General features: G+C 34.5%; 23 protein-coding genes and 1 tRNA gene. 11 read left to right on the top strand and 13 right to left on the bottom strand.

Annotated features, from left to right (window positions below; genetic code table 11):
* Positions 1-81: 81 nt before the first annotated feature.
* The 3 genes from htpG to FLA105534_RS22350 all read left to right on the top strand — a co-directional run bounded on the left by htpG (position 82) and on the right by FLA105534_RS22350 (position 3,832).
* Positions 82-1,965, top strand: a complete 1,884-nt coding sequence (gene htpG / locus FLA105534_RS22360; RefSeq protein ID WP_173968294.1) for a molecular chaperone HtpG — start codon at positions 82-84, stop codon at positions 1,963-1,965.
* Between the two features lie 187 nt (positions 1,966-2,152).
* Complete coding sequence (locus tag FLA105534_RS22355; RefSeq protein ID WP_173968293.1) at positions 2,153-2,983, top strand: hypothetical protein; 831 nt, start codon at positions 2,153-2,155, stop codon at positions 2,981-2,983.
* Between the two features lie 132 nt (positions 2,984-3,115).
* On the top strand, positions 3,116-3,832 hold the full coding sequence (locus FLA105534_RS22350) for a DUF4369 domain-containing protein (RefSeq protein WP_173968292.1): 717 nt from the start codon (positions 3,116-3,118) through the stop codon (positions 3,830-3,832).
* 105 nt (positions 3,833-3,937) lie between these two features.
* On the opposite strand, the gene FLA105534_RS22345 is transcribed toward FLA105534_RS22350, so the two are convergent.
* From FLA105534_RS22345 to idi, 7 genes are all read right to left on the bottom strand, one after another.
* On the bottom strand, positions 3,938-4,396 hold the full coding sequence (locus tag FLA105534_RS22345; protein ID WP_173968291.1) for a hypothetical protein: 459 nt from the start codon (positions 4,394-4,396) through the stop codon (positions 3,938-3,940).
* Between the two features lie 851 nt (positions 4,397-5,247).
* A tRNA-Thr gene (locus tag FLA105534_RS22340) sits at positions 5,248-5,321 on the bottom strand.
* A gap of 78 nt (positions 5,322-5,399) precedes the next feature.
* On the bottom strand, positions 5,400-5,666 hold the full coding sequence (locus FLA105534_RS22335; protein WP_026982865.1) for a hypothetical protein: 267 nt from the start codon (positions 5,664-5,666) through the stop codon (positions 5,400-5,402).
* 57 nt (positions 5,667-5,723) lie between these two features.
* Positions 5,724-6,692, bottom strand: a complete 969-nt coding sequence (locus FLA105534_RS22330; protein WP_173968290.1) for a type I phosphomannose isomerase catalytic subunit — start codon at positions 6,690-6,692, stop codon at positions 5,724-5,726.
* Positions 6,693-6,752: 60 nt separating this feature from the next.
* Positions 6,753-7,211 (bottom strand): peroxiredoxin, encoded by a 459-nt coding sequence (locus tag FLA105534_RS22325; RefSeq protein WP_173968289.1) that lies wholly within the window; start codon positions 7,209-7,211, stop codon positions 6,753-6,755.
* Positions 7,212-7,625 carry a 6-carboxytetrahydropterin synthase gene (locus FLA105534_RS22320; RefSeq protein ID WP_173968288.1) on the bottom strand — a complete coding sequence of 138 codons (414 nt, stop codon included), beginning with the start codon at positions 7,623-7,625 and terminating at the stop codon, positions 7,212-7,214.
* A 22-nt stretch (positions 7,626-7,647) separates the two neighbouring features.
* On the bottom strand, positions 7,648-8,175 hold the full coding sequence (gene idi / locus FLA105534_RS22315) for an isopentenyl-diphosphate Delta-isomerase (protein ID WP_173968287.1): 528 nt from the start codon (positions 8,173-8,175) through the stop codon (positions 7,648-7,650).
* Between the two features lie 293 nt (positions 8,176-8,468).
* Between idi and msrB the strand changes: the two genes are divergently transcribed.
* From msrB to FLA105534_RS22300, 3 genes are all read left to right on the top strand, one after another.
* The gene (gene msrB / locus FLA105534_RS22310; RefSeq protein WP_173968286.1) at positions 8,469-9,023 is read left to right on the top strand and encodes a peptide-methionine (R)-S-oxide reductase MsrB; all 555 of its coding nucleotides are present in this window, start codon (positions 8,469-8,471) and stop codon (positions 9,021-9,023) included.
* An 8-nt stretch (positions 9,024-9,031) separates the two neighbouring features.
* Complete coding sequence (msrA, locus tag FLA105534_RS22305; protein WP_173968285.1) at positions 9,032-9,649, top strand: peptide-methionine (S)-S-oxide reductase MsrA; 618 nt, start codon at positions 9,032-9,034, stop codon at positions 9,647-9,649.
* Between the two features lie 235 nt (positions 9,650-9,884).
* Entirely contained in the window at positions 9,885-10,844 is a 960-nt protein-coding gene (locus FLA105534_RS22300) for a quinone oxidoreductase family protein (protein ID WP_173968284.1), read from the top strand.
* A gap of 93 nt (positions 10,845-10,937) precedes the next feature.
* On the opposite strand, the gene FLA105534_RS22295 is transcribed toward FLA105534_RS22300, so the two are convergent.
* From FLA105534_RS22295 to FLA105534_RS22275, 5 genes are all read right to left on the bottom strand, one after another.
* The gene (locus tag FLA105534_RS22295; RefSeq protein ID WP_173968283.1) at positions 10,938-11,423 is read right to left on the bottom strand and encodes a hypothetical protein; all 486 of its coding nucleotides are present in this window, start codon (positions 11,421-11,423) and stop codon (positions 10,938-10,940) included.
* A 31-nt stretch (positions 11,424-11,454) separates the two neighbouring features.
* Entirely contained in the window at positions 11,455-12,534 is a 1,080-nt protein-coding gene (locus FLA105534_RS22290) for a DUF6630 family protein (RefSeq protein ID WP_173968282.1), read from the bottom strand.
* 40 nt (positions 12,535-12,574) lie between these two features.
* Positions 12,575-13,273, bottom strand: coding sequence for an SMI1/KNR4 family protein (locus tag FLA105534_RS22285; protein WP_173968281.1), 699 nt, complete (start codon positions 13,271-13,273; stop codon positions 12,575-12,577).
* Positions 13,274-13,341: 68 nt separating this feature from the next.
* On the bottom strand, positions 13,342-14,901 hold the full coding sequence (locus tag FLA105534_RS22280) for an NAD(P)/FAD-dependent oxidoreductase (RefSeq protein WP_173968280.1): 1,560 nt from the start codon (positions 14,899-14,901) through the stop codon (positions 13,342-13,344).
* Between the two features lie 19 nt (positions 14,902-14,920).
* On the bottom strand, positions 14,921-15,349 hold the full coding sequence (locus FLA105534_RS22275; protein ID WP_173968279.1) for a hypothetical protein: 429 nt from the start codon (positions 15,347-15,349) through the stop codon (positions 14,921-14,923).
* 331 nt (positions 15,350-15,680) lie between these two features.
* On the opposite strand from FLA105534_RS22275, the gene FLA105534_RS22270 reads away from it, so the two are divergent.
* Complete coding sequence (locus tag FLA105534_RS22270) at positions 15,681-15,920, top strand: hypothetical protein (protein ID WP_173968278.1); 240 nt, start codon at positions 15,681-15,683, stop codon at positions 15,918-15,920.
* Between the two features lie 116 nt (positions 15,921-16,036).
* Here FLA105534_RS22270 and recQ read toward each other — a convergent pair whose 3' ends face one another.
* Positions 16,037-18,232: a DNA helicase RecQ gene (gene recQ / locus FLA105534_RS22265; RefSeq protein WP_173968277.1), complete on the bottom strand. Its 2,196-nt coding sequence runs from the start codon at positions 18,230-18,232 to the stop codon at positions 16,037-16,039.
* Between the two features lie 87 nt (positions 18,233-18,319).
* Between recQ and FLA105534_RS22260 the strand changes: the two genes are divergently transcribed.
* From FLA105534_RS22260 to lptB, 4 genes are all read left to right on the top strand, one after another.
* Positions 18,320-19,285 (top strand): KpsF/GutQ family sugar-phosphate isomerase, encoded by a 966-nt coding sequence (locus FLA105534_RS22260; protein ID WP_173968276.1) that lies wholly within the window; start codon positions 18,320-18,322, stop codon positions 19,283-19,285.
* Entirely contained in the window at positions 19,285-20,100 is an 816-nt protein-coding gene (gene tatC, locus FLA105534_RS22255) for a twin-arginine translocase subunit TatC (RefSeq protein WP_173968275.1), read from the top strand. The genes FLA105534_RS22260 and tatC overlap by 1 nt, the downstream gene beginning before the upstream one ends.
* Complete coding sequence (locus tag FLA105534_RS22250) at positions 20,093-20,443, top strand: carboxymuconolactone decarboxylase family protein (RefSeq protein WP_173968274.1); 351 nt, start codon at positions 20,093-20,095, stop codon at positions 20,441-20,443. The genes tatC and FLA105534_RS22250 overlap by 8 nt, the downstream gene beginning before the upstream one ends.
* Before the next feature lie 140 nt (positions 20,444-20,583).
* Positions 20,584-21,324 (top strand): LPS export ABC transporter ATP-binding protein, encoded by a 741-nt coding sequence (gene lptB / locus FLA105534_RS22245; protein ID WP_007803831.1) that lies wholly within the window; start codon positions 20,584-20,586, stop codon positions 21,322-21,324.
* Positions 21,325-21,340 lie beyond the last annotated feature (16 nt).

Below are 21,340 nucleotides of genomic sequence, written 5' to 3'. Positions count from 1 at the left end.
GCCATTTTGTCACCCAAAAAAACATTGGTATTCTATTTGAAGAAATGAAAATCATCACATTAAACTAAAAAAATAAAAAATATGACAACAGGTAAAATTAATGTTTCGGTAGAAAACATCTTTCCCTTAATCAAAAAATTCTTATACAGCGATCACGAAATTTTCTTGCGTGAGCTGGTTTCAAACGGAACTGATGCTACTTTAAAGCTAAAACACCTTATTAGTATTGGCGAAGCCAAAGTAGAGTACGGAAATCCGATTATTGAAATTAAAGTAGACAAAGAAGGTAAAAAAATCCACATTATCGATCAGGGTCTTGGAATGACAGCTGACGAGGTTGAAAAATACATCAACCAGGTTGCCTTTTCAGGAGCTGAAGAATTCCTGGACAAATACAAAGATTCTGCTAAAGATTCCGGAATTATTGGTCACTTTGGTCTTGGTTTCTATTCTGCGTTTATGGTTGCAGAGAAAGTAGAAATCATCACAAAATCATACAAAGACGAACCGGCTGCACACTGGACTTGTGACGGAAGCCCTGAATTTACTCTAGAGCCAGCTGACAAGACTTCACGTGGTACTGAAATTATTTTGCATATTGCCGAAGATTCTCTTGAATTTTTAGAAGATTCAAAAATCAGCGGATTATTAAATAAATACAATAAATTTATGCCAGTTCCAATTAAATTTGGAACCAGAACAGAAACACTTCCAAAACCGGAAGATGCTCCTGAGGATTACGTAAATGAAACTGTTGAAACTGACAACATCATCAACAATCCAAATCCGGCATGGACTAAACAACCTAGCGAATTATCTGACGAAGACTATAAAAACTTCTACAGAGAATTGTATCCAATGCAGTTCGAAGATCCGTTGTTCAATATTCATTTAAATGTAGACTACCCTTTTAACTTAACCGGAATTTTGTACTTCCCTAAGTTAGGTTCGGACATGCAGATTCAGAAAGATAAAATTCAATTGTATCAAAACCAGGTTTACGTTACAGATAACGTAGAAGGAATTGTACCTGAATTTTTAACGATGTTGAAAGGTGTTATTGACTCTCCGGACATCCCATTGAACGTTTCTCGTTCAGGCTTACAAGCTGATGGTGCAGTTAAGAAAATCTCCAACTACATTACTCGTAAAGTAGCGGATAAACTGAAAACTTTATTCAATGAAAATCGTGCTGATTTTGAGCAAAAATGGAACGATATTAAAATTGTTTTAGAGTACGGAATGCTTTCTGAAGATAAATTCTACGAAAAAGCTGGTGCGTTTGTATTATACCCAACAGTTGACGGTACTTATTTTACTCTTGAAGAATTAAAAGAAAAACTAAAAGAAAACCAAACCGACAAAGACGGAAAACTGGTAGTCCTTTACGCTGGAAACAAAGACGCACAGCACTCTTATATTGAAACAGCAAAAGAAAAAGGATATGAAGTATTGCTTTTAGATTCACCTATTATCTCACACTTAATTCAAAAAATTGAAGGTGACAACAGCGATTTAACTTTTGTACGTGTAGATTCTGATCACATTGATAATTTGATCAAAAAAGACGAAAACACGATTTCTAAATTGTCTGATGAAGAAAAAGAAGCTTTAAAAACATCTTTAGAAACATATATCCCTAAAGCATACTCTGTACAACTGGAAGCTATGGACAGTCAGGCCGCTCCATTTATCATCACGCAACCTGAATTTATGCGCAGAATGAAAGAAATGAGCCAGTCAGGTGGAGGCGGAATGTTCGGAATGGGCAATATGCCGGAAATGTACAATTTAATTGTAAACACTAATTCTGATTTAGCAACAAACATCCTGAACACAGAAGACAAAACACATCAGGAACACTTGGTAAAACAAGCCTTAGATTTAGCTAAATTATCGCAAAATCTATTAAAAGGAGAAGCTTTAACTGCTTTTGTGAAAAGAAGTTTTGAAATGATTAAATAAGGCTTATAGTAATACAAGTTTACAAAATTAGAATTTAGGCCCTGCAAATAAACTTGCAGGGCTTTTTACTTTTAGAAAAAACAGCCCTCAATCAAGCCCCTTTGAATCCAATTGATTTTTTTATTGCATTTCATTTTTTTCATTACATTTGATCGCCTTTTAATCTAATCAAAAAACAAAAACTACTATGAAAAAAACAGCATTTTTACTCCTAACCATTTGTGCAACAACACTAACACAAATTTCCTGTTCAGGCAATGACGAGACAAACAAACAATCTGAATCCGACATTACTTCAGTTGGAGCCTCTCTTACCATTGATGCCATAAATGATATGGACATCAAAACCGGGTTAATTGTTACAACAAAAAACACCTCCTCAGCAAAATCAAACGAGACAACGCCTGGAATCTGTGGCGCAATTACAATTACACAACAAAGCCCAACCTCTTATCCTAAAGTTTTCACCGTTGATTACGGAACCGGATGTACCGACAATCTGATCAACAGAAAAGGAAAATTAAAAATCACGCTTTCAGGACCAATAATTACTACCGGAAGCAAAATAACCATCGAAAGAATCGACTATTCTTTTAATGGCATAAAATTGGAAGGAACAATAGAATACACCAACACAACAACTGTGGCAACTGTACCACAATGGAGCAGAAAAGTGACCAACGGAAAGTTCACTGATTTAGAAGGCCGAGTTTACCTTAACTCAGGAAACTGGACTGTAAAACAAACTGCAGGTGTCGACACCCCTTATGTTCTGGAAGACAATACGTATGAAATGACTGAAGGAAACCACTCCATCACCCGTTCAAACGGAGCCGTACTAACTTTAACCGTTCAGGAATCATTGATAAAAAAATATGCTTGCGATTTTATTTCCAAAGGAAAACTAAAAGTTCAGGGCAATTTACTAAACGGAGTCGTTGATTATGGCAACAATGATTGCGACAAAAAATTCACTTATACGAACGAAAACGGAACTACCTTTAATCTCTCCATGTAATACTCTTTAATTCCCAAAAATATCAAATCCCAATTTAGAAATAAATTGGGATTTATTTTTTCGCAAAATTTAAATGCTACCACAGTACATTCAAACTATTTTCTTTATTTTGCAGCAAAATCTAAAAAACCAATGAAAAAATCAATTATTGCTTTTGTTACACTTGCCCTATTAGCATCTTGCAGCAAAAAAGAATCAACTGACGGCTTGCACCTTACAGGAAATATAAAAGGATTAAAAAACGGGACTTTATACATTCAAAGAATTGTTGACACTACACTCGTTGCTATTGACAGCATCAAAATAGACGGAAATTCTTCGTTTGAAAGCAATGTAAAACTAGAGTCACCTGAAATGCTTTATTTATTCCTGGATCGTGGGGTAACCAATTCACTGGATAACAATGTTATGTTTTTTGCAGAACCCGGAAACATCAACATTGACACGAACTTAGACAACTTCATTTATGGCGCAAAAATCACAGGATCTAAAAACCAGGAATTATACGAAGAATATAAAAAAATCAATTCCCGTTTTAATGACGAAAGCCTTGCCATGGTAGAATCTAAATTTAAAGCTGTAAAAAGACAAGATCAAAAAGCCATTGACAGCATTAACATCAAACAGGAGTCTAACATCAAAAGAAAGTACTTATACGCTACCAACTTTGCCCTTAATAATAAAGATCACGAAATAGCCCCTTATATTGCTTTAGCTGAGATCTACGACATCAATATTAAGTTTTTGGATACAATTCAAAAATCAATGACACCAAAAGTAGCAAGTTCACTATACGGCAAAAAACTAACAAAATACGTTGCTGACATCAAAAAAGAGCAACAAAAATAAATCCTAATAAAAAATGTCCTGACTATTCAGGACATTTTTTTTATACTAAATTTTAAAATCATAGATTATAATCCGAAGCTCCCCAAATAAATCCTCACACTACTCCTACCTCCCAAGCAGGGCACCCAGAATTCCAAACACAAATAAAAGTCCGTATAATGCAAAAATCGCCAGCATTAAGACACCTATAAACTTATAATGTGATTTAAGATAACCCAAAGAATTCGTCAACAACTCCGAATCGTTATCTCTAAAAGCTCTCTTCGTAGTTGCAGCAAACTTGTATAGATAATAAACTGGGAAAAAATAAATCGCCGCAATAAAAACATACAAGAATCCCATAAACACTCCAAACGAGTTCCCAAACCCTCCCATTCCAGGCATACTATTTCCCATTACCGAAAAAATAGTTCCAGCGAAAACAGCAATCACAATAATTAATCCAATTCCTATGAATCCTAAAATTGACAAAAAGTAAGCCCATTTAGCGGTTTCCTTTAAAAAGTCTTTTGCAGTTTGGTCAAGCTGCAACTCAAATTTTTCAAAAACTGACGTTTCTTCCATTTTTAATTTGTTTTTTTTTGGTTAAGCAACAAACATAAGAAAAATAGTATTACGATATATTTAAAAGAAATCCGAATACTTAAACCAGTAAGATACCTATCGCTTCAAATACAGATTTAAGTCAACACAAAACATTGTGGGGGTTGATAGAAGCTATTCCTTTTATTAACGATTTCAGCTCTTCATTTAAGAGATCATTTTATTACAGCTGATTTTATAATTAGTGTCCTCTTTCGGTATAAATATTTTAAATGTTTAAAAAGGGCCGAAAGCCCAAAAGCATAAAAAAGTGCAACGCACTATAAATTAAGATAATGAATCATATTGCCCTGAAGGGGCTTAAGCAGTTATAAATAAAGCATAAGATTTTGGCTAAAAGTTGCTAACTTTCGGAAATGTCATAAAATAAGGCATATGCTTTTTGGGTTATACTTTTGCCCTTACAGGGCTTAAAGAAGCGCTCACCAGTATTCATGGCACTTCGTGCCATGTTACTACTAAGGCTCTTTCAGAGCAACAGATTCCAAATACTTGTCTCTTATGGGGTAAGCTGTAAATTATTATTATTTTTACAATTAAGAAATTTTAGGAAAATGCAAAACTTTAAAAGATTGTAAAAAGGCCGCCACTTTTATTCCTAAAGAGCTTTACGGTAGAGAATACTTTTTTTATCACTCCACAACTTTTGAACCTGATTCTTTTTAGACCGACTAATACTTATGTCCAATTTTATAAATCCACAGGTTTTCAAATTGATCCACAGATTCTAAACTCTTCCTCCCCATCTTCTTCATTTACTTCGTTTAGGGGTAAAAAAAAACCATCACTAAAAAAGTGATGGTTTTACGTTGAGCCGGCGGAGGGACTCGAACCCACGACCTGCTGATTACAAATCAGCTGCTCTAGCCAACTGAGCTACGCTGGCGACTCATTACGGGTGCAAATATAAAGCGGTTTTTCGTTTTACCAAAATAAATTTGCACTTTTTTATACTTTTTTTTGCTTACAATTCGTTGATTTTAGCAATCAATTGATTAGCAGTTTCTTCCAATTCAACGTTGATTTGTTTGAAGTGTGCTTTTTTGTTTTCAACGTTCTTAGCATTTACTTTTGTGATCAAAGTATCAAATGCAGCAATAGCCTGATCGATCAAAGCATTCGTTTCTGGAGTAGGATTTCCTGTTGTTGACATTTCAAACAAGTAAATTGCCTCAATAATATCTCCTAATACAAAATTGATGTCTTTCTTTAAGTTTTTAACGTTTGCCATTTTTATTTTTATTTTAATTTGCGACTGCAAAAGTACACATTATCTTTTTATTACACGCTATGAAATGTAAATTTCTAAAATTGAAGCATTTCCAACTAAAATAAATGTATTTATCTCAGCCGGAACCAAAACGGTATCTCCTTTTCTATAGAATCCTTCAAAACCTTCATATTCGATTTTAAAATCCCCATCAATGCACATATACACCGTAAAAGTTTCTCCAGATTTAGAAATTTTAACCTTACTTTCTAACGGAATAAGATTAGTTGTAAAATAAGGACAATCTACCACAACATTAGAAGTGTTTACTTTTGTCTCATATTCCTTTTGTGTTTCTACTTTTTTGTAATTTATAGCATCCAACGCCAAATCTATATGGAGTTCTCTTTTATTTCCCTGAGCATCTGTACGGTCAAAATCATATAAACGATAAGTTACATCAGATGTTTGTTGAATTTCAGCAACTACCAATCCAGCGCCAATTGCATGAACAGTTCCCGTTTCTAAAAAGAAAACATCACCCGCATTTGCTTTCACTTCATCTAAGATTGAAACCAACGTTTTATCATTTAAATGTTTCAGATATTCTTCTTTATTAGAATCTTCCTTAAATCCCACAATAATTCTGGCATCGGGATCAGCCTGCATCACATACCACATTTCCGTTTTACCAAAAGAGTTGTGTCGCTTTTTGGCCAATTCATCATTTGGATGTACCTGAATCGAAAGATCTTCATGAGCATCCAGATATTTAAAAAGTAACGGAAACTGTTTTCCAAACTGACTGTAAACTTTTGTTCCTAAAATTTCGTTAGGCATTTCGGCAATAAGCCTCATAAGCGATCGTCCTTTCAAAACTCCGTTTGAAACAACACTTACATCTCCGTCAACAGTAGATAATTCCCAACTCTCCCCTGTATTCTTTGACGTCGTCGGTTTATTGAGAATCGTTTTTAATTTCTCCCCACCCCAAATCCTATCTTTTAAAATAGGAACAAACTGTAAAGGATATAATTTTATATTCATGTATTATTCAGGGCTAAAATCTTAATTATTATATCAGCGGCCTGATACTATTTTCTACTTCTACAGTACTAATTCTTTGATTGTTTCCATTGCTTTCTGAATATGCTTTGCTGCATTCATGCTATCAAAAATCAAAATGACTACTCCATTTTTATCAATAATGTAAGTAACCCTTCCCGGTAAAAGACCAAACAAGTTATTGCGCACTCCAAAAAGATTGCGCAGCTTTTTATCCTGATCTGACAATAGTATAAAAGGCAGTTGATGTTTGTTGGCAAATTTATGATGTGATTTTACACTATCGCTACTTATACCAATAACTTCAGCACCTAAGTCTTTAAAATCTTCGTATTGATCTCTAAAACTACAGGCTTCAGTAGTACATCCCGGCGTATTATCTTTTGGATAAAAATAGATCACGAGCGGCTTTCGCCCCAAAACACTTTGGCTTTCAAAAACTTCTCCATGACTATCTTTTGCAGTAAAATTCGGAACTATATCTCCTATTTTTAATGACATTTATTCTTCTCCTTTATAAGTTACAAAATTGCGGTCCGTTTCATTCAAAACAATTTCTAAATCAAAATCAGGTTGAATTCTTTTTTTAATTTTATTCCATATCACAACAGCAATATTTTCAGCTGTTGGATTCAAATCCTGAAATTCCGGAACGTCCAGATTCAGGTTTTTGTGATCAAACGGAATCTCTACTTCTTCTCGTATGATATCCGCTAATACTTTCACATCTAAAACAAAACCGGTTTCCGGGTCAATTTTCCCTGTAACACTTACTGTTAAACCATAATTATGACCATGAAAATTGGGATTATTACATTTTCCAAAAACAGCATCGTTTTTTTCAAATGTCCAATCTTTCCTGTGCAATCGATGTGCAGCATTAAAATGTGCTTTTCTTGATATGGTTACTTTCATTTGGGTTGGTGGTTAGTTTGGTTTAAAGTTTATGATCTTCTAAATAATGATAAAACTCATCAAAAATTATTTTGAACCATACTGTATAAATTTCAGGCTGTCTCTCAATATCTATTTTTACATCTTCTATTTTCATCCATTTCCAATCTTCAACTTCGTCACGATTGATAGCCGGATCATTATTAAAATATCCAATCATAACGTGATCGAGCTCATGTTCTGTCAAACCATTATCAAAAGGCGCTTTATAAATAAAATGAAAGAGCTCTTTCAAGTCTGTTTTAAACCCCATTTCTTCAAACAGTCTCCTGCTTCCGGCTTCAACATTTGTTTCTCCTTCACGTTGATGGCTGCAACATGTATTGGTCCAGAGTAAAGGTGAGTGATATTTTTGATGAGCACGTTGTTGTAACATTATTTCATTTTTATCATTTAGGACAAAAACTGAAAAGGCACGGTGCAAAAGAGCCTTTTCATGCGCTTCTAATTTTGGCATTAGGCCAATTTGCTCATCTTGTTGGTTTACGAGTATTACGTTTTCTTCTATCATAGGGCTTATTGATCAAACAAAAATACGAAAAAAGAAATGGCTTGAAAATCTCAGAGGAGATTGTGAAAAGTTTAACGAGCCTGGATTTTCACAAAAAACTGACTGTCAGAAAAATACAAACCGATTAATCTTCAAACCTCTTTAAAAATAAGCCTTAAAAACTGAATCTCTTTATTTTGCGTACATAATAAAAGTTAAAACATACTTAAAAAAATCTGAATTGTAAAGTACGCGACATTTCTGGGCGAAATCTAAACGTATCTTTGAAATACAGAATTAAAGCACTCAAAAAAATGAAAACAAAAACACAATTTCTCAGTCTTTGCTTTTTAATTCCGCTCTTTATTTTACAGGCATGCGGACAAAACGCAAAAAAACAAAATACAAAAACGGCAGTCATGGAAAACAAAATCAGCAAACCCGGAAATCCTTATTATTCAAATACCGACACTACTAAACTCAATGTTAGTAATTCCGAATGGAAAAAAGTATTACCCGAAGATGTATATGCTGTAATGCGTGAAGCCGATACCGAAAGACCTTTTACAGGAAAATACTGGAAATCAGACGAAAAAGGAACTTATTATTGTGCCTCTTGTGGCAATAAACTCTTTCGATCCGGTGCTAAATTTGCCAGCAGCTGTGGATGGCCAAGTTTTTTTGAACAAGAAAATAAAAACAGCGTGGTTTACAAAAATGATAATTCTCTGGGAATGGAAAGAATCGAAGCGTTATGCGGGCGCTGTGGCGGGCATTTAGGCCATTTATTTGATGACGGACCTCCACCAACCGGAAAACGTTACTGCATGAATTCAATTGCCCTTGACTTTATTCCTGACACTAAATAAAATTAAAGATGAAAAATATATTTCTGATTAGCATTTTTGTCTTATCTATAAACGGATTTGCACAAAATAGCAAAACAAAAAGCACTTCAAATCTTGAAACAATTACACTTGGAGGTGGTTGCTACTGGTGCGTAGAAGCCGTTTACGAAAATTTAGATGGCGTAAAATCTGTAGTCTCCGGTTTTTCAGGAGGAAAAGTCGCTAATCCAACCTATGAAGAGGTTTGCACAGGAACAACGGGGCATGCCGAAGTAGTCCAGATTACTTACGATAAAAACATAACGGATATCAATGAAATTTTCAAAGTTTTCTTTACCGTACACGATCCAACAACCTTAAACAGACAAGGCGCTGATGTTGGTACTCAATATCGTTCTGTTATTTTTTACAAAAATGACGAACAAAAAAAGGCCGCAGAAAGTATTATTGCCGAACTGAACAAAGCAAAAGTCTACAGCAGTCCGATTGTAACAAAAATAGAGCCTTTTAGAGCTTTTTACAAAGCCGAAGATTATCACCAAAATTATTATGCCAACAACAAAAACCAACCGTATTGTAAAATGGTGATCCAGCCTAAAATTGAAAAATTTGAAAAAGTTTTTAAAGACAAACTCAAAAAGAAATAATACTTGTTTATAAAGGTTAATGCAAGTTACCGTTCACTCTCGTGGACGGTTTTTTTTATTATCTTTTCTCCCCAAAACACACCTCTTCCACAGGGTCTAATCTTATAAAATCTATGTCTAATTTTACGAAAAGCCACGCAATACAAAGCACATTAACTTTTTACACGTCTTTAAGAACTCTTTTCAAAACCGCAAACTAATTTTACCGTAATTTGTATTCTCAAAATAATGTAAAATGAAAGCACTTACCTTTTCTTCTTTCGGAAATTCTGATGTTTTGGACTATATTGAAATTCCGAATCCACAATTAAAAAACGATGAGATTTTAGTCGAAATGAAAGCCATCGGATTAAACTTTGCCGATGTTTACAGACGAAAAGGGAACTATCATTTAAAAGGAAATCCTCCTTTTATTGCGGGTTATGAAGGTGCCGGAATTATAGTTGATGCCAACAATCATTCCGAATATAAAGTTGGGGATCGCGTGGCTTTCGCCGATGCCCCTTTTGCAAATGCAGAATTAGTCGCAGTAAATACAAACCATGTTTTACCTTTGCCTGATACAATTTCGTTTGAAACCGCTGCCTCAGTTTTACTGCAAGGTTTAACAGCACATTACTTAGCGACTGACAGCCATAAAACCGTAAAAGACGAAACAGTATTAATTCATGCTGTAGCTGGTGGAGTTGGACAGATTCTAACTCAAATCAGCAAGCTTTTAGGAGCGAAAGTAATTGGTTTAACCTCATCTTCAGAAAAAGCAAAAGTAGCATTTGACCAAGGGGCAGATCAGGTTTTTCTTTATAGCGAAGACTGGAAATCACAGGTTTTTAAAACAATTCAAAATGGTGTAGATGTTGTTTACGACAGTATCGGAAGTACTTTAAGTGAGAGTTTTGAAGTTACGAAGGAATGCGGACAAGTAGTTTTCTTTGGAATGGCAGGAGGTGATCCGGAACCGGTAGATCCGAGAATGCTGATGGACGGTTCTAAAACGCTCACCGGAGGAGATTTATGGAGTTACTTAAATTCCAAAGAAGAAAGAATCAAAAGAGCGACTCAATTATTCCACTGGATTTCTGACGGAAAAATCAAACTTTCAGAACCAACCTCTTTTAAATTATCAGAAGGAAAATTAGCACACGACTATCTGGAAAGCAGAAAAAGCACAGGAAAGATTATCCTGATTCCTTGATTTTTTTGCCCCAAATTCACGAATTATCTAAGGCAAAATTTGAGAATTCGTGGCAGTTTTTTTTTATGCAATCAACAAAACAAAAAAAACATTCTAAGACTTCAAGCTTTTTTTATATTGCTCAAAAGTTTTAAACACTTTGATATTATCATTTTCATCAATTACAATATAACTATTTTGATTGTTAAGTAATGCTGACAAAATTTTATTTTGATTCCCTAAAGGAAAAATAGTCTTTATTAATTTAAACATTTTATCTCTAGAACTTATAACCATTTTACATCCTTCATCATCATGTGCTGATAATTTATCATTATTTCCAAACTCAATTTCAAATTCTATAAGTCCCAAATTAAGCTCATTCTCAAAAAAAAGGATCAAATCATTAATTACAGTAAATTTTGGAACATCTTTCTCCGTTGCCCATCCAATTTTTCTATAATTAGTTGCTCCAAAAAAGATTAATTTGACAGGTTCATTTCTTTCACACAACATTATTGCGTCAATTATAGAAAATCCACCTAAACACAACTCAAATTTATTATCTAATTCTCGGTACAGATAAAATGCTGATTTCATTTTTAATATTTATTAACTATAAAACCATAAATTATAACTGATCAATTTCAATCTTTATCAATTCAGATAATTCTAAGATCCTGTTAACATCGTTTTTATTCGCCACAAAAAACAAATAGCTATCTCCTTGGGTATCATAGCTCATTAATTCTAAATCTTGTTTTGCCAATTCCTCTTGAATATACGGAAACAAATCATGACTGTACGTTTCTTCAGGATATTCAAAAGTAAAAGTTTCACCAATCATTTCTGAGATAAAATATTCAGCGTCTTCGGGATCAAATTTCCAGTCACTGTGCCAGGAGTTTATTCCTTCAAAAAAATCAAATTCGTAATCATATTCTTCATCCCCTTCCTCTAATCCAAAATTATCAAAAAGAACTTGAGATTGATCTTCCAGCAACTCTTCTTCTATTTCTCCTCTCGAAATTAATTGTAAAAACTCTTTAAAATGATCTATCGAAACTTCATCCGTCATTAGACTTTCAGCAGAAGGTAGAATAATTGTCGACGGCAATTCAATTTCCATATACTGACAAATTCCCTGTAGCACTGTTTTGAAATCTTTAAAACCTATTTTTTCAATTTCATTATTAGGCGCTTCAATATCTACTGGCTCAGCTTCCAGAAGTCCTTTTGTATAATCAAAGAAATAACTGTTAGAGTATAACATTTTAAAATCATTTGACTCTAAGCTATTGGTACAACAAAAGATGACAATAAAGTTTTGTAAAACATGCTTCAGGTGCTTTTTCATTTCTGACGAAGGCTCTGAGTAAAATTCAATATGAAGATAATTGTACACGGGCTCCTCGAGCATTTCTTCATTCGAAAGTGGGGCAATATTTACCTTTTTATACAATTCGTTTAAAATTTCATACGCGTTTTTGAATCCGCTTTTTTCGATTTCAATTCTGCTATCTTCATGATCAAATGAATCCGGAAAAGAATACATCGTCGCAGAAACCGCATCATGAATTCCTTTCATTTTAAAATCCACACGACCTGGCCCATTTTGCAGATAAGTATAAATTGAATTCAGCACATCAAAAGAAACGATTGATTCCGCATCGTTATTTCTTCCGAAGAAGTTAGAGAAGAAGTTTTTCATTTTAGATACAATAAGTTTTCGAATCTAAATTAAGTATTTTTTATTCATTTGAATATTTAAAAGTAACATCCATTTTATCGAACCAAATATTTTCAACTAGCAACTTTTGCAATTCAAGATCTGTCAGGAATCCTCTTGCATCTTCTTTGCTTTTTTCGACAAAAATCTGGTAATCAATAATATCACGCTTTAATAGTTTTTGCAGAACTTCCTTTCGTTCCTCAGTTAGATATTTTTCATGAGATTTAAACACCTCTTCAATATTACTCTTAAACTCCTCTTCACTTTCCTCATTATAAATATCTTGCTGAGACATATCAGTTAATAAGGTTCTAAAAACAAAGTCTTCCAGATTCTTTGCCAGATAATTCACCTCATTATTATCATGCCATACAAAAACTATCGGCACATTTCCATCTTCTTCTCCATTCAGAAAAAAACAAAAATGATCACCAGCACCACTTTTAGCAAAAGGGATGAATCTAAACTCTTTTTTGATCTGGCGGTAATCATCAGGATTAGTAAGCCGTTCAATTTCTCTACTAACTCCTTTTAAACTGAGCAATTCAAAATCATACGAATGCAGAAGTAATGGCGGATTTTCTTTTAATTTCGGATAAACATCGGAATACCAATTAGGCCCATATTCACCTATATCAAGCATTCCATCTTCGTATAACTGTTTATACAAAGGTGGATACTCAAACTCGTATCTTTTCTCAACATCTTGTAGTATCATCTAATAACATTTAATTGCACCACAAATATAGCACTTTTACAAAAAGCAATCTTTTTACTACAAAATTTTTATTTTAAAGTTTCAGCAATCATTAAAGCGCATTTTTCTCCATCAATGGCTGCGGAGATAATACCACCCGCATATCCGGCACCTTCTCCACACGGATACAGTCCTTTGATTTGCAAATGCTCATAAGTCATAGGATCTCTAGGGATTCGAACAGGAGATGACGTACGACTTTCCGGAGCATGTAAAATAGCCTCATTGGTTAAATAACCGCGCATTGATTTCCCAAATTCCTTAAAACCTTCACGTAAAATTTGCGACAAAAATCCCGGAAAAACCTGCCCCATTTCAACCGAAGTTGTTCCGGGAACATAAGACGTTTTTGGAATATCAGCCGAAACTTTATTCTGTGTAAAGTCCACCATTCGTTGTGCAGGAACCTTCTGAGTTTCTCCAGCCAAATGCCAGGCCTTTTGTTCAATACTTTTCTGAAATTCCATTCCAGCCAAAGCTCCAAATTTTGCAAAAGGTTTAAAATCTTCCAGTTTTAATTCAATTACAATTCCTGAGTTTGCTGTGACCTGATCTCGTTTTGATGGAGACCATCCATTCGTGACAACTTCACCCGGACTCGTTGCACAAGGCGCAATTACACCACCCGGACACATGCAAAACGAATACATGCCACGACCGTTAACTTGTTTCACAATAGAATATGGCGCAGGAGGCAAATGTTCACCGCGATAATCACAACTATACTGAATACTGTCAATTAATTGCTGAGAATGTTCTGCACGAACTCCTAAAGCAAAAGGTTTTGCTTCTATAAAAATTTTCTTTTTATCTAATAATTCAAAAATATCACGTGCTGAATGCCCTGTTGCGAGGATTAATTTATTTGCCAGAATCTTATCTCCGTTTTGAGTAACAATTCCTTCAACTTCATTATTTTTTACCAAAATGTCAATAACGCGTGTATCAAATAGAACCTGACCACCAAACTCGATGATTTTATTTCGAATATCTTCAATGATTTTTGGCAGCTTATTGGTTCCAATGTGCGGATGTGCTTCTACCAGAATATCCTCTGAAGCACCAAAAGCGACGAGAAGTTCTAAGATTCTAGTCACATCTCCACGTTTTTTAGAACGTGTATACAATTTTCCATCCGAATACGTGCCTGCGCCGCCTTCGCCAAAACAATAATTAGAATCTTCGTTAACCAAATGATCGACATTTATCGCCTTTAAATCGCGACGACGACCACGAACGTCTTTTCCGCGCTCAATTACAATTGGCTTTAAACCCAATTCTATTAATTGTAGAGCTGCAAAAAGCCCGGCCGGACCAGCGCCAACAACAATCACTTCCTGCGCCAAAGAGACATCTTTATATATAGGTAGCTCAATTTTTGTTTCCTGAAAAGATTCACCCTGCAAATAGATAACAACTTTTAGATTGATTTTAATCGCTTTTTGACGTGCATCAATAGATCGTTTCAGAATCGAAACATGTTGAATTTCTTTGGGAGAAACCTTTATTTGTTTAGACAAATGGTCTTTCAGCAACAATTCGTTTGCTGCTATTTCCGGCGTTACCTGAAGTAAAAGTTCTCTTGGCATTGTATTTTGAAAAATAATATTATAATATGACTTTAAATACTAATAAATACGACAAAGTAAATACCAATACTAAAATCCCTATTGATTTGTAATGCAGTTTTAAATACCTAAAAGAGCCTTCCAATAACTCTGAGTCATCAACATCTAAAGCCATTTTCAGATATAAAGAAAATTTATACAAATAATAAAACGGAAAAAAACAAGATACACCGATTAAGAAAAAGACATAAGTAAAAACTATTCCAATTAAATATCCAACTCCACCCCCTGTAGGGACACTGCCCCATCTTGATAGCGAAATATAGCTATAAATTGAACTGCTTATTAAAAACAGCACCACAATTAAGCCAATAATCGAGATTGCAAAAACCCATTTTCTGGCCGTCTTTAGATGATCTCTAGCGGATTCATTTAATACTAATTCTGCTCCAACCGAATTATTATCCATTTTAAATCATCAATTTTTATTACTATAGAAAATAAAACTACCTTGCAAAAGTACTATTTTGAAATGAGAATATAACTCCACCGAAAAATTTACACACAGATTAGCACAGATCTCAGAAGATTTTACATTTGTTTTTTTAAGTAAATCTTGATTTATTTTTTAATCGCAGATTATTTGAATTAAAAAAGATTTCTTTTAACGGTAGTAAAACTTAATACTGCCCATCTTTACAAAAAAACTTAGAACCTTAGCATCTCAGAAGCTTAGAACCTTTGTTTTAAAAATAGACTTTGTACCTTTGCCACTCTGAACCTTTGTACCTTTAAAAAAAATGTCTAGAAAAATAAAACTAATTTGGGATTTCCGTGGTCCAGCTGCCGAAAAAACAGCCGAACACCACGAAATTCATTTAAAAGAATATATCGCTATCGAAAAGCTTGCGTTAAACATTACAGGATTTAAAATCATAAACGACATGCATGCAACCGCTTTTATGGTAGTTACAGATGAAAATATGATTGCTGTACGTGATGCATTGAAACCACATAGAGGGGAAGTATTTGAAGGGTAAATTTAGATTTTTTTTAAATTTCAAATTCCAAACTCCAATAAAAAAATCCCAAATTCCAATTGCTTAACCAGCTTGGAATTTGGAATTTATATTTTTCTTTATTTTAGAATTTAGCTTTAGTTCGCGACTTCACTGATAAATTTAATTCGCATTAAGCGCAATTCATCGATATCATAATCTCCATCGAATTCTTTTAATGCGTCTTCGATTTTATCAGATTCCGATTCCATGAAATAATCGTGAATTTCTTCCTGCTGGTCGTCATCCAACATATCATCAACCCAGTATTTGATATTCAGTTTTGTTCCCGAATAAACGATTTGCTCCATTTCTTTAATCAAAGCATCCATCGAAAGTCCTTTTGCAGAAGCAATATCACTCAACGGTAATTTCCTATCGATATTCTGAATGATGTATAGTTTATTGGCCGAATTGACTCCGGTAGATTTTACCACCAAATCATCTGGACGAATAATATCATTATCTTCAACATATCTGCTGATTAAAGACACAAACTCACCTCCATACTTTTTAGCCTTTCCTTCACCAACACCATGAATATTGAATAATTCGGTTAAAGTAATTGGATATTTCAAAGCCATATCCTCAAGAGATGGATCCTGAAAAACAACAAACGGAGGCACTCCTAATTTCTTGGCTACTTTTTTACGCAATTCACGCAACATACCCATTAAAACTTCATCGGCAGTTCCTGATGATTTTGCTGCCGTTACGATGGCTTCATCTTCAGACTCATTGTATTCATGATCTTCAGACATTAAAAATGAAACTGGCTTTTTAATAAAGTTCAAACCTTCTTTAGTAATTTTCACTACACCATAAGTTTCAATATCTTTAGATAGATATCCTGCTACTAAAACCTGTCGAAGCAGGGCCATCCAATATTTTTCATCGTGATCTGAACCTGATCCAAAAAACGATTGTGTATCTGTTTTGTGTGCTTTAATTACTGCATTTACGCGACCAATTAAAGTAAACACAATTTCTTTTGATTTATAAATGTGCTTGGTATCCCGAACAATCTCCAACAATTTAACCACCTGATCTTTGGCTTCAACTCTTGTTTTGGGATTACGAACGTTATCATCCATATCGGCACCTTCACCGGTTTCACTGTCAAATTCTTCACCAAAGTAATGTAACAGGAATTTTCGACGGGACATCGAAGTTTCGGCATACGCAACCACTTCCTGCAAAAGAGCAAATCCAATTTCCTGTTCTGCCACTGGTTTTCCAGACATGAATTTCTCCAGTTTCTCTACATCTTTATAGGAGTAATAGGCCAAACAATGTCCTTCTCCTCCATCACGGCCGGCACGACCCGTTTCCTGGTAATAACTTTCAAGTGATTTTGGAATATCGTGATGAATTACAAAACGAACGTCCGGTTTATCAATCCCCATTCCAAAGGCAATAGTTGCTACTACCACATCTACATCTTCCATCAGAAACATATCCTGATGTTTTGCACGGGTTTTAGCGTCTAAACCAGCATGATATGGAACAGCACTAATGCCATTAACCTGTAAAACTTCGGCAATCGATTCTACTTTTTTACGGCTTAAGCAGTAAATAATCCCGGACTTGCCTTTATGTTGTTTGATAAATCGAATGATATCCGACTCTATATTTTTCGTTTTCGTACGAACTTCGTAGTACAAGTTCGGTCTGTTGAATGATGCTTTAAAAGTATTAGCATCAGACATTTCAAGATTTTTTAGTATATCTTCCTGAACTTTTGGGGTTGCAGTTGCGGTAAGTCCAATAATAGGCACTTTACCTAATTGTTTGATTATATTTTTCAGATTACGGTATTCCGGCCTAAAGTCATGACCCCATTCTGAAATACAATGCGCTTCGTCAATAGCTACAAATGAAATGGGCACACTTTGCAAAAAGGCTACATATTCTTCTTTTGTCAACGATTCTGGTGCGACATACAAAAGTTTGGTCAAACCTGAAGTGATGTCTTTTTTAACCTGAGCAATTTCTGTTTTGGTAAGGGAGGAATTTAGCACATGGGCAATTCCGTTTTCTGAAGAAAGGCTTCGAATAGCATCAACCTGATTTTTCATCAAAGCTATCAAGGGAGAAACAACTATAGCCGTTCCGTCCTGAATTAAAGCGGGTAATTGATAACAAAGAGACTTTCCACCGCCAGTTGGCATAATTACAAAAGTATTCTTCTTATCTAAAATACTCGTAATGACTTGCTCCTGCAAGCCCTTAAATTGGCTAAAGCCGAAATACTTCTTTAATTCCTTGTGTATTTCAATTTCGTTTGAATTCATTCTTTATATTAATGGATATTTTGTATAAATTTGCAACACATAAAGATACAACTTTCTTTTATACATACAAATTTTAAATATTCTGTTTTGATCACAAAAGAAAATATATTGGCGATCGCCAAAAAAACCATACTCTCTGAAAGCGAAGCAATTACAAAGCTAATTGATTTTCTGGATGAAAATTTCTACGAAGCTGTCCAACGCATTTATGAAACTAAGGGCCGATTGGTCGTTACAGGCATCGGAAAAAGTGCAATTATTGCTCAAAAAATGGTAGCTACTTTTAACTCAACTGGTACTCCATCTATGTTCCTTCACGCCTCAGAAGCCATCCATGGCGATTTAGGAATGATACAAAACGAAGACATCGTAATCTGCATTTCAAAAAGCGGAAACAGCCCTGAGATAAAAGTACTAGTTCCCCTGTTGAAACGTTTTGGAAACATTTTGATTGGAATAACCGGAAATGTAACTTCCTTTTTAGCCAAAGGTTCTGATTATGTTCTTAATACCACTGTCGAAATGGAGGCCTGCCCAATAAATCTGGCACCAACAAACAGCACCACCGCTCAACTTGTTATGGGTGACGCTTTAGCAGTCTGTTTGATGGAAATGCGTGATTTTAAACCCGAAGATTTTGCAGTTTATCATCCTGGCGGCGCTTTAGGAAAGAAATTACTCCTTCGTGTTAAAGACATGATCGAACATTCGTTAAAACCAATGGTAGGTCCGGATACCTCAATCAAAAAAGCTATTTTTGAGATCTCTGAAAAAAGACTGGGTGTAACTGCGGTAATCGAAAACGATAAAATTATCGGAATTATTACTGACGGAGACATCCGAAGAATGCTAAATGACGTAGATACTATTGCTGATTTAACTGCAAAAGATATTATGTCTAAAAATCCTAAATTCGTATCTTCAGAAACAATGGCAGTTGACGCTTTGAATATTTTAGAAGATTTTTCGATAACACAGCTTATTGTTGCTGATAATGGAGAGTACAAAGGAGTACTACATTTACATGACATTTTAAAAGAAGGAATCGTATAATGGCAAAAAAAAACCTTGGCGAGATGTCATTTCTAGATCATCTTGAAGAATTAAGATGGTTACTGGTTAGAAGTACAATTGCAATTATGATAATGGCATTTGTCACGTATTTTGTAAGTGATTATTTGTTTGATGAAATTATTCTGGGCCCAACCAGACCAACTTTTTTTACCTACATCTGGTTTTGTGATTTATCACACCAATTAGGTTTCGCTGATAGTATTTGCATCACACAACTAAATTTTATCATCCAAAATACAGAAATGGAAGGTCAGGTAAATATTTTTGTCTGGATGTGTCTTTTAGCCGGTTTTATTTTGAGCTTTCCTTATATTTTATGGGAGATTTGGAAATTTATCAGTCCTGCTTTGTATGAGAAAGAGCGAAAAAATGCTAAAGTATTCATTTTCACATCCTCTTTACTTTTCTTCTTAGGAGTGTTGTTCGGGTATTTTGTGGTTATTCCGATGTCGGTAAATTTCGTGGCTACTTTCTCTGTAAGTGATGTTGTAAAAAATCAATTCACGCTAGACTCTTATATGGGGATGGTAAAAACAAGTATATTAGGTAGCGCTATCTTTTTTGAGTTACCAATCGCTATTTATTTCTTAACCAAATTGGGATTAGTAACTCCTGAATTCTTGAGAAAATATTGGAAATACGCCGTAATAATCATTTTAATTATTGCAGCAATCGTAACACCTCCTGATGTAGTAAGTCAAACTATAGTAGCCATACCAATGCTGCTTATTTACGAAGTGAGTATCCTGATTTCAAAAGTAGTTTATAAAAATAAATTGAAAGAAAATGTCTGATATCATACATGAATTTAATGATTACCGTTCTAAAATGAACGAAAAATTATTGGCTGACAACAATAAAATTGTAAAAAGAATTTTTAACCTTGATACGAATGCTTACGCCCCGGGAGCGCTTGATGTAAAAACAAAAGAGCTTTTAGGATTAGTAGCTTCAGCGGTTTTACGTTGTGACGATTGTGTAAAATACCATCTCGAAACGAGCCATAAAGAAGGGGTTACCAAAGAAGAAATGATGGAAGCCATGGGAATCGCAACTTTAGTTGGCGGAACCATCGTAATTCCACATTTGAGAAGAGCTTATGAATTCTGGGAAGCTTTAGAAGAGCAAGAGAATTAAAAAATGAGACAATTAGTCAATTAGATAATTTTCTTGACAATATGTTAATTCATTTATTCTATTGATTTATTTTCTTTTATTTTGCTCATTAGAGATATAATTATCTCATTATCAAACTGACTATTATCTAATTAAAAAAAATGAAGCTAAGAGCGGATAATTTAATAAAAACCTATAAAGGACGTAGTGTTGTAAAAGGGATTTCTGTTGAAGTTAATCAAGGTGAAATCGTAGGGCTTTTAGGACCTAATGGTGCAGGAAAAACAACTTCGTTTTATATGATCGTGGGATTGGTAAAACCAAACTCAGGAAATATTTATCTGGACGATTTAAACATTACCGATTATCCTATGTACAAACGTGCACAGCAAGGAATTGGTTATTTAGCACAAGAAGCTTCTGTTTTTAGAAAATTAAGCATTGAAGACAACATTCTGAGTGTTTTGCAATTGACCAAACTATCGAAAGAAGAGCAAATTGCAAAAATGGAGAGTTTAATTGAAGAATTCAGCTTAGAACATATTCGCACGAACAGAGGAGATTTACTGTCGGGAGGAGAACGTCGTCGTACTGAGATTGCACGTGCTCTGGCAACAGATCCAAAATTCATTTTACTAGATGAACCTTTTGCAGGAGTTGACCCGGTTGCGGTTGAAGACATTCAGAGAATTGTAGCACAGTTGAAAAATAAAAACATCGGAATTTTAATTACCGACCACAACGTTCAGGAAACTTTAGCCATCACAGATAAAACATACTTAATGTTTGAAGGTGGAATCTTAAAAGCCGGAATTCCGGAAGAATTAGTCGAAGATGAAATGGTTCGTCGTGTTTACCTGGGACAAAATTTTGAACTTCGTAAAAAGAAACTTGAATTTTAAGGAAGTTATATGTGAA

Source organism: Flavobacterium collinsii, from assembly GCF_902804485.1.
GTDB classification, from domain to species: Bacteria; Bacteroidota; Bacteroidia; order Flavobacteriales; family Flavobacteriaceae; genus Flavobacterium; species Flavobacterium collinsii.
The sequence above is the reverse complement of the archived record's forward strand: the minus strand, read 5'-3'. Positions and strand labels throughout refer to the sequence as shown.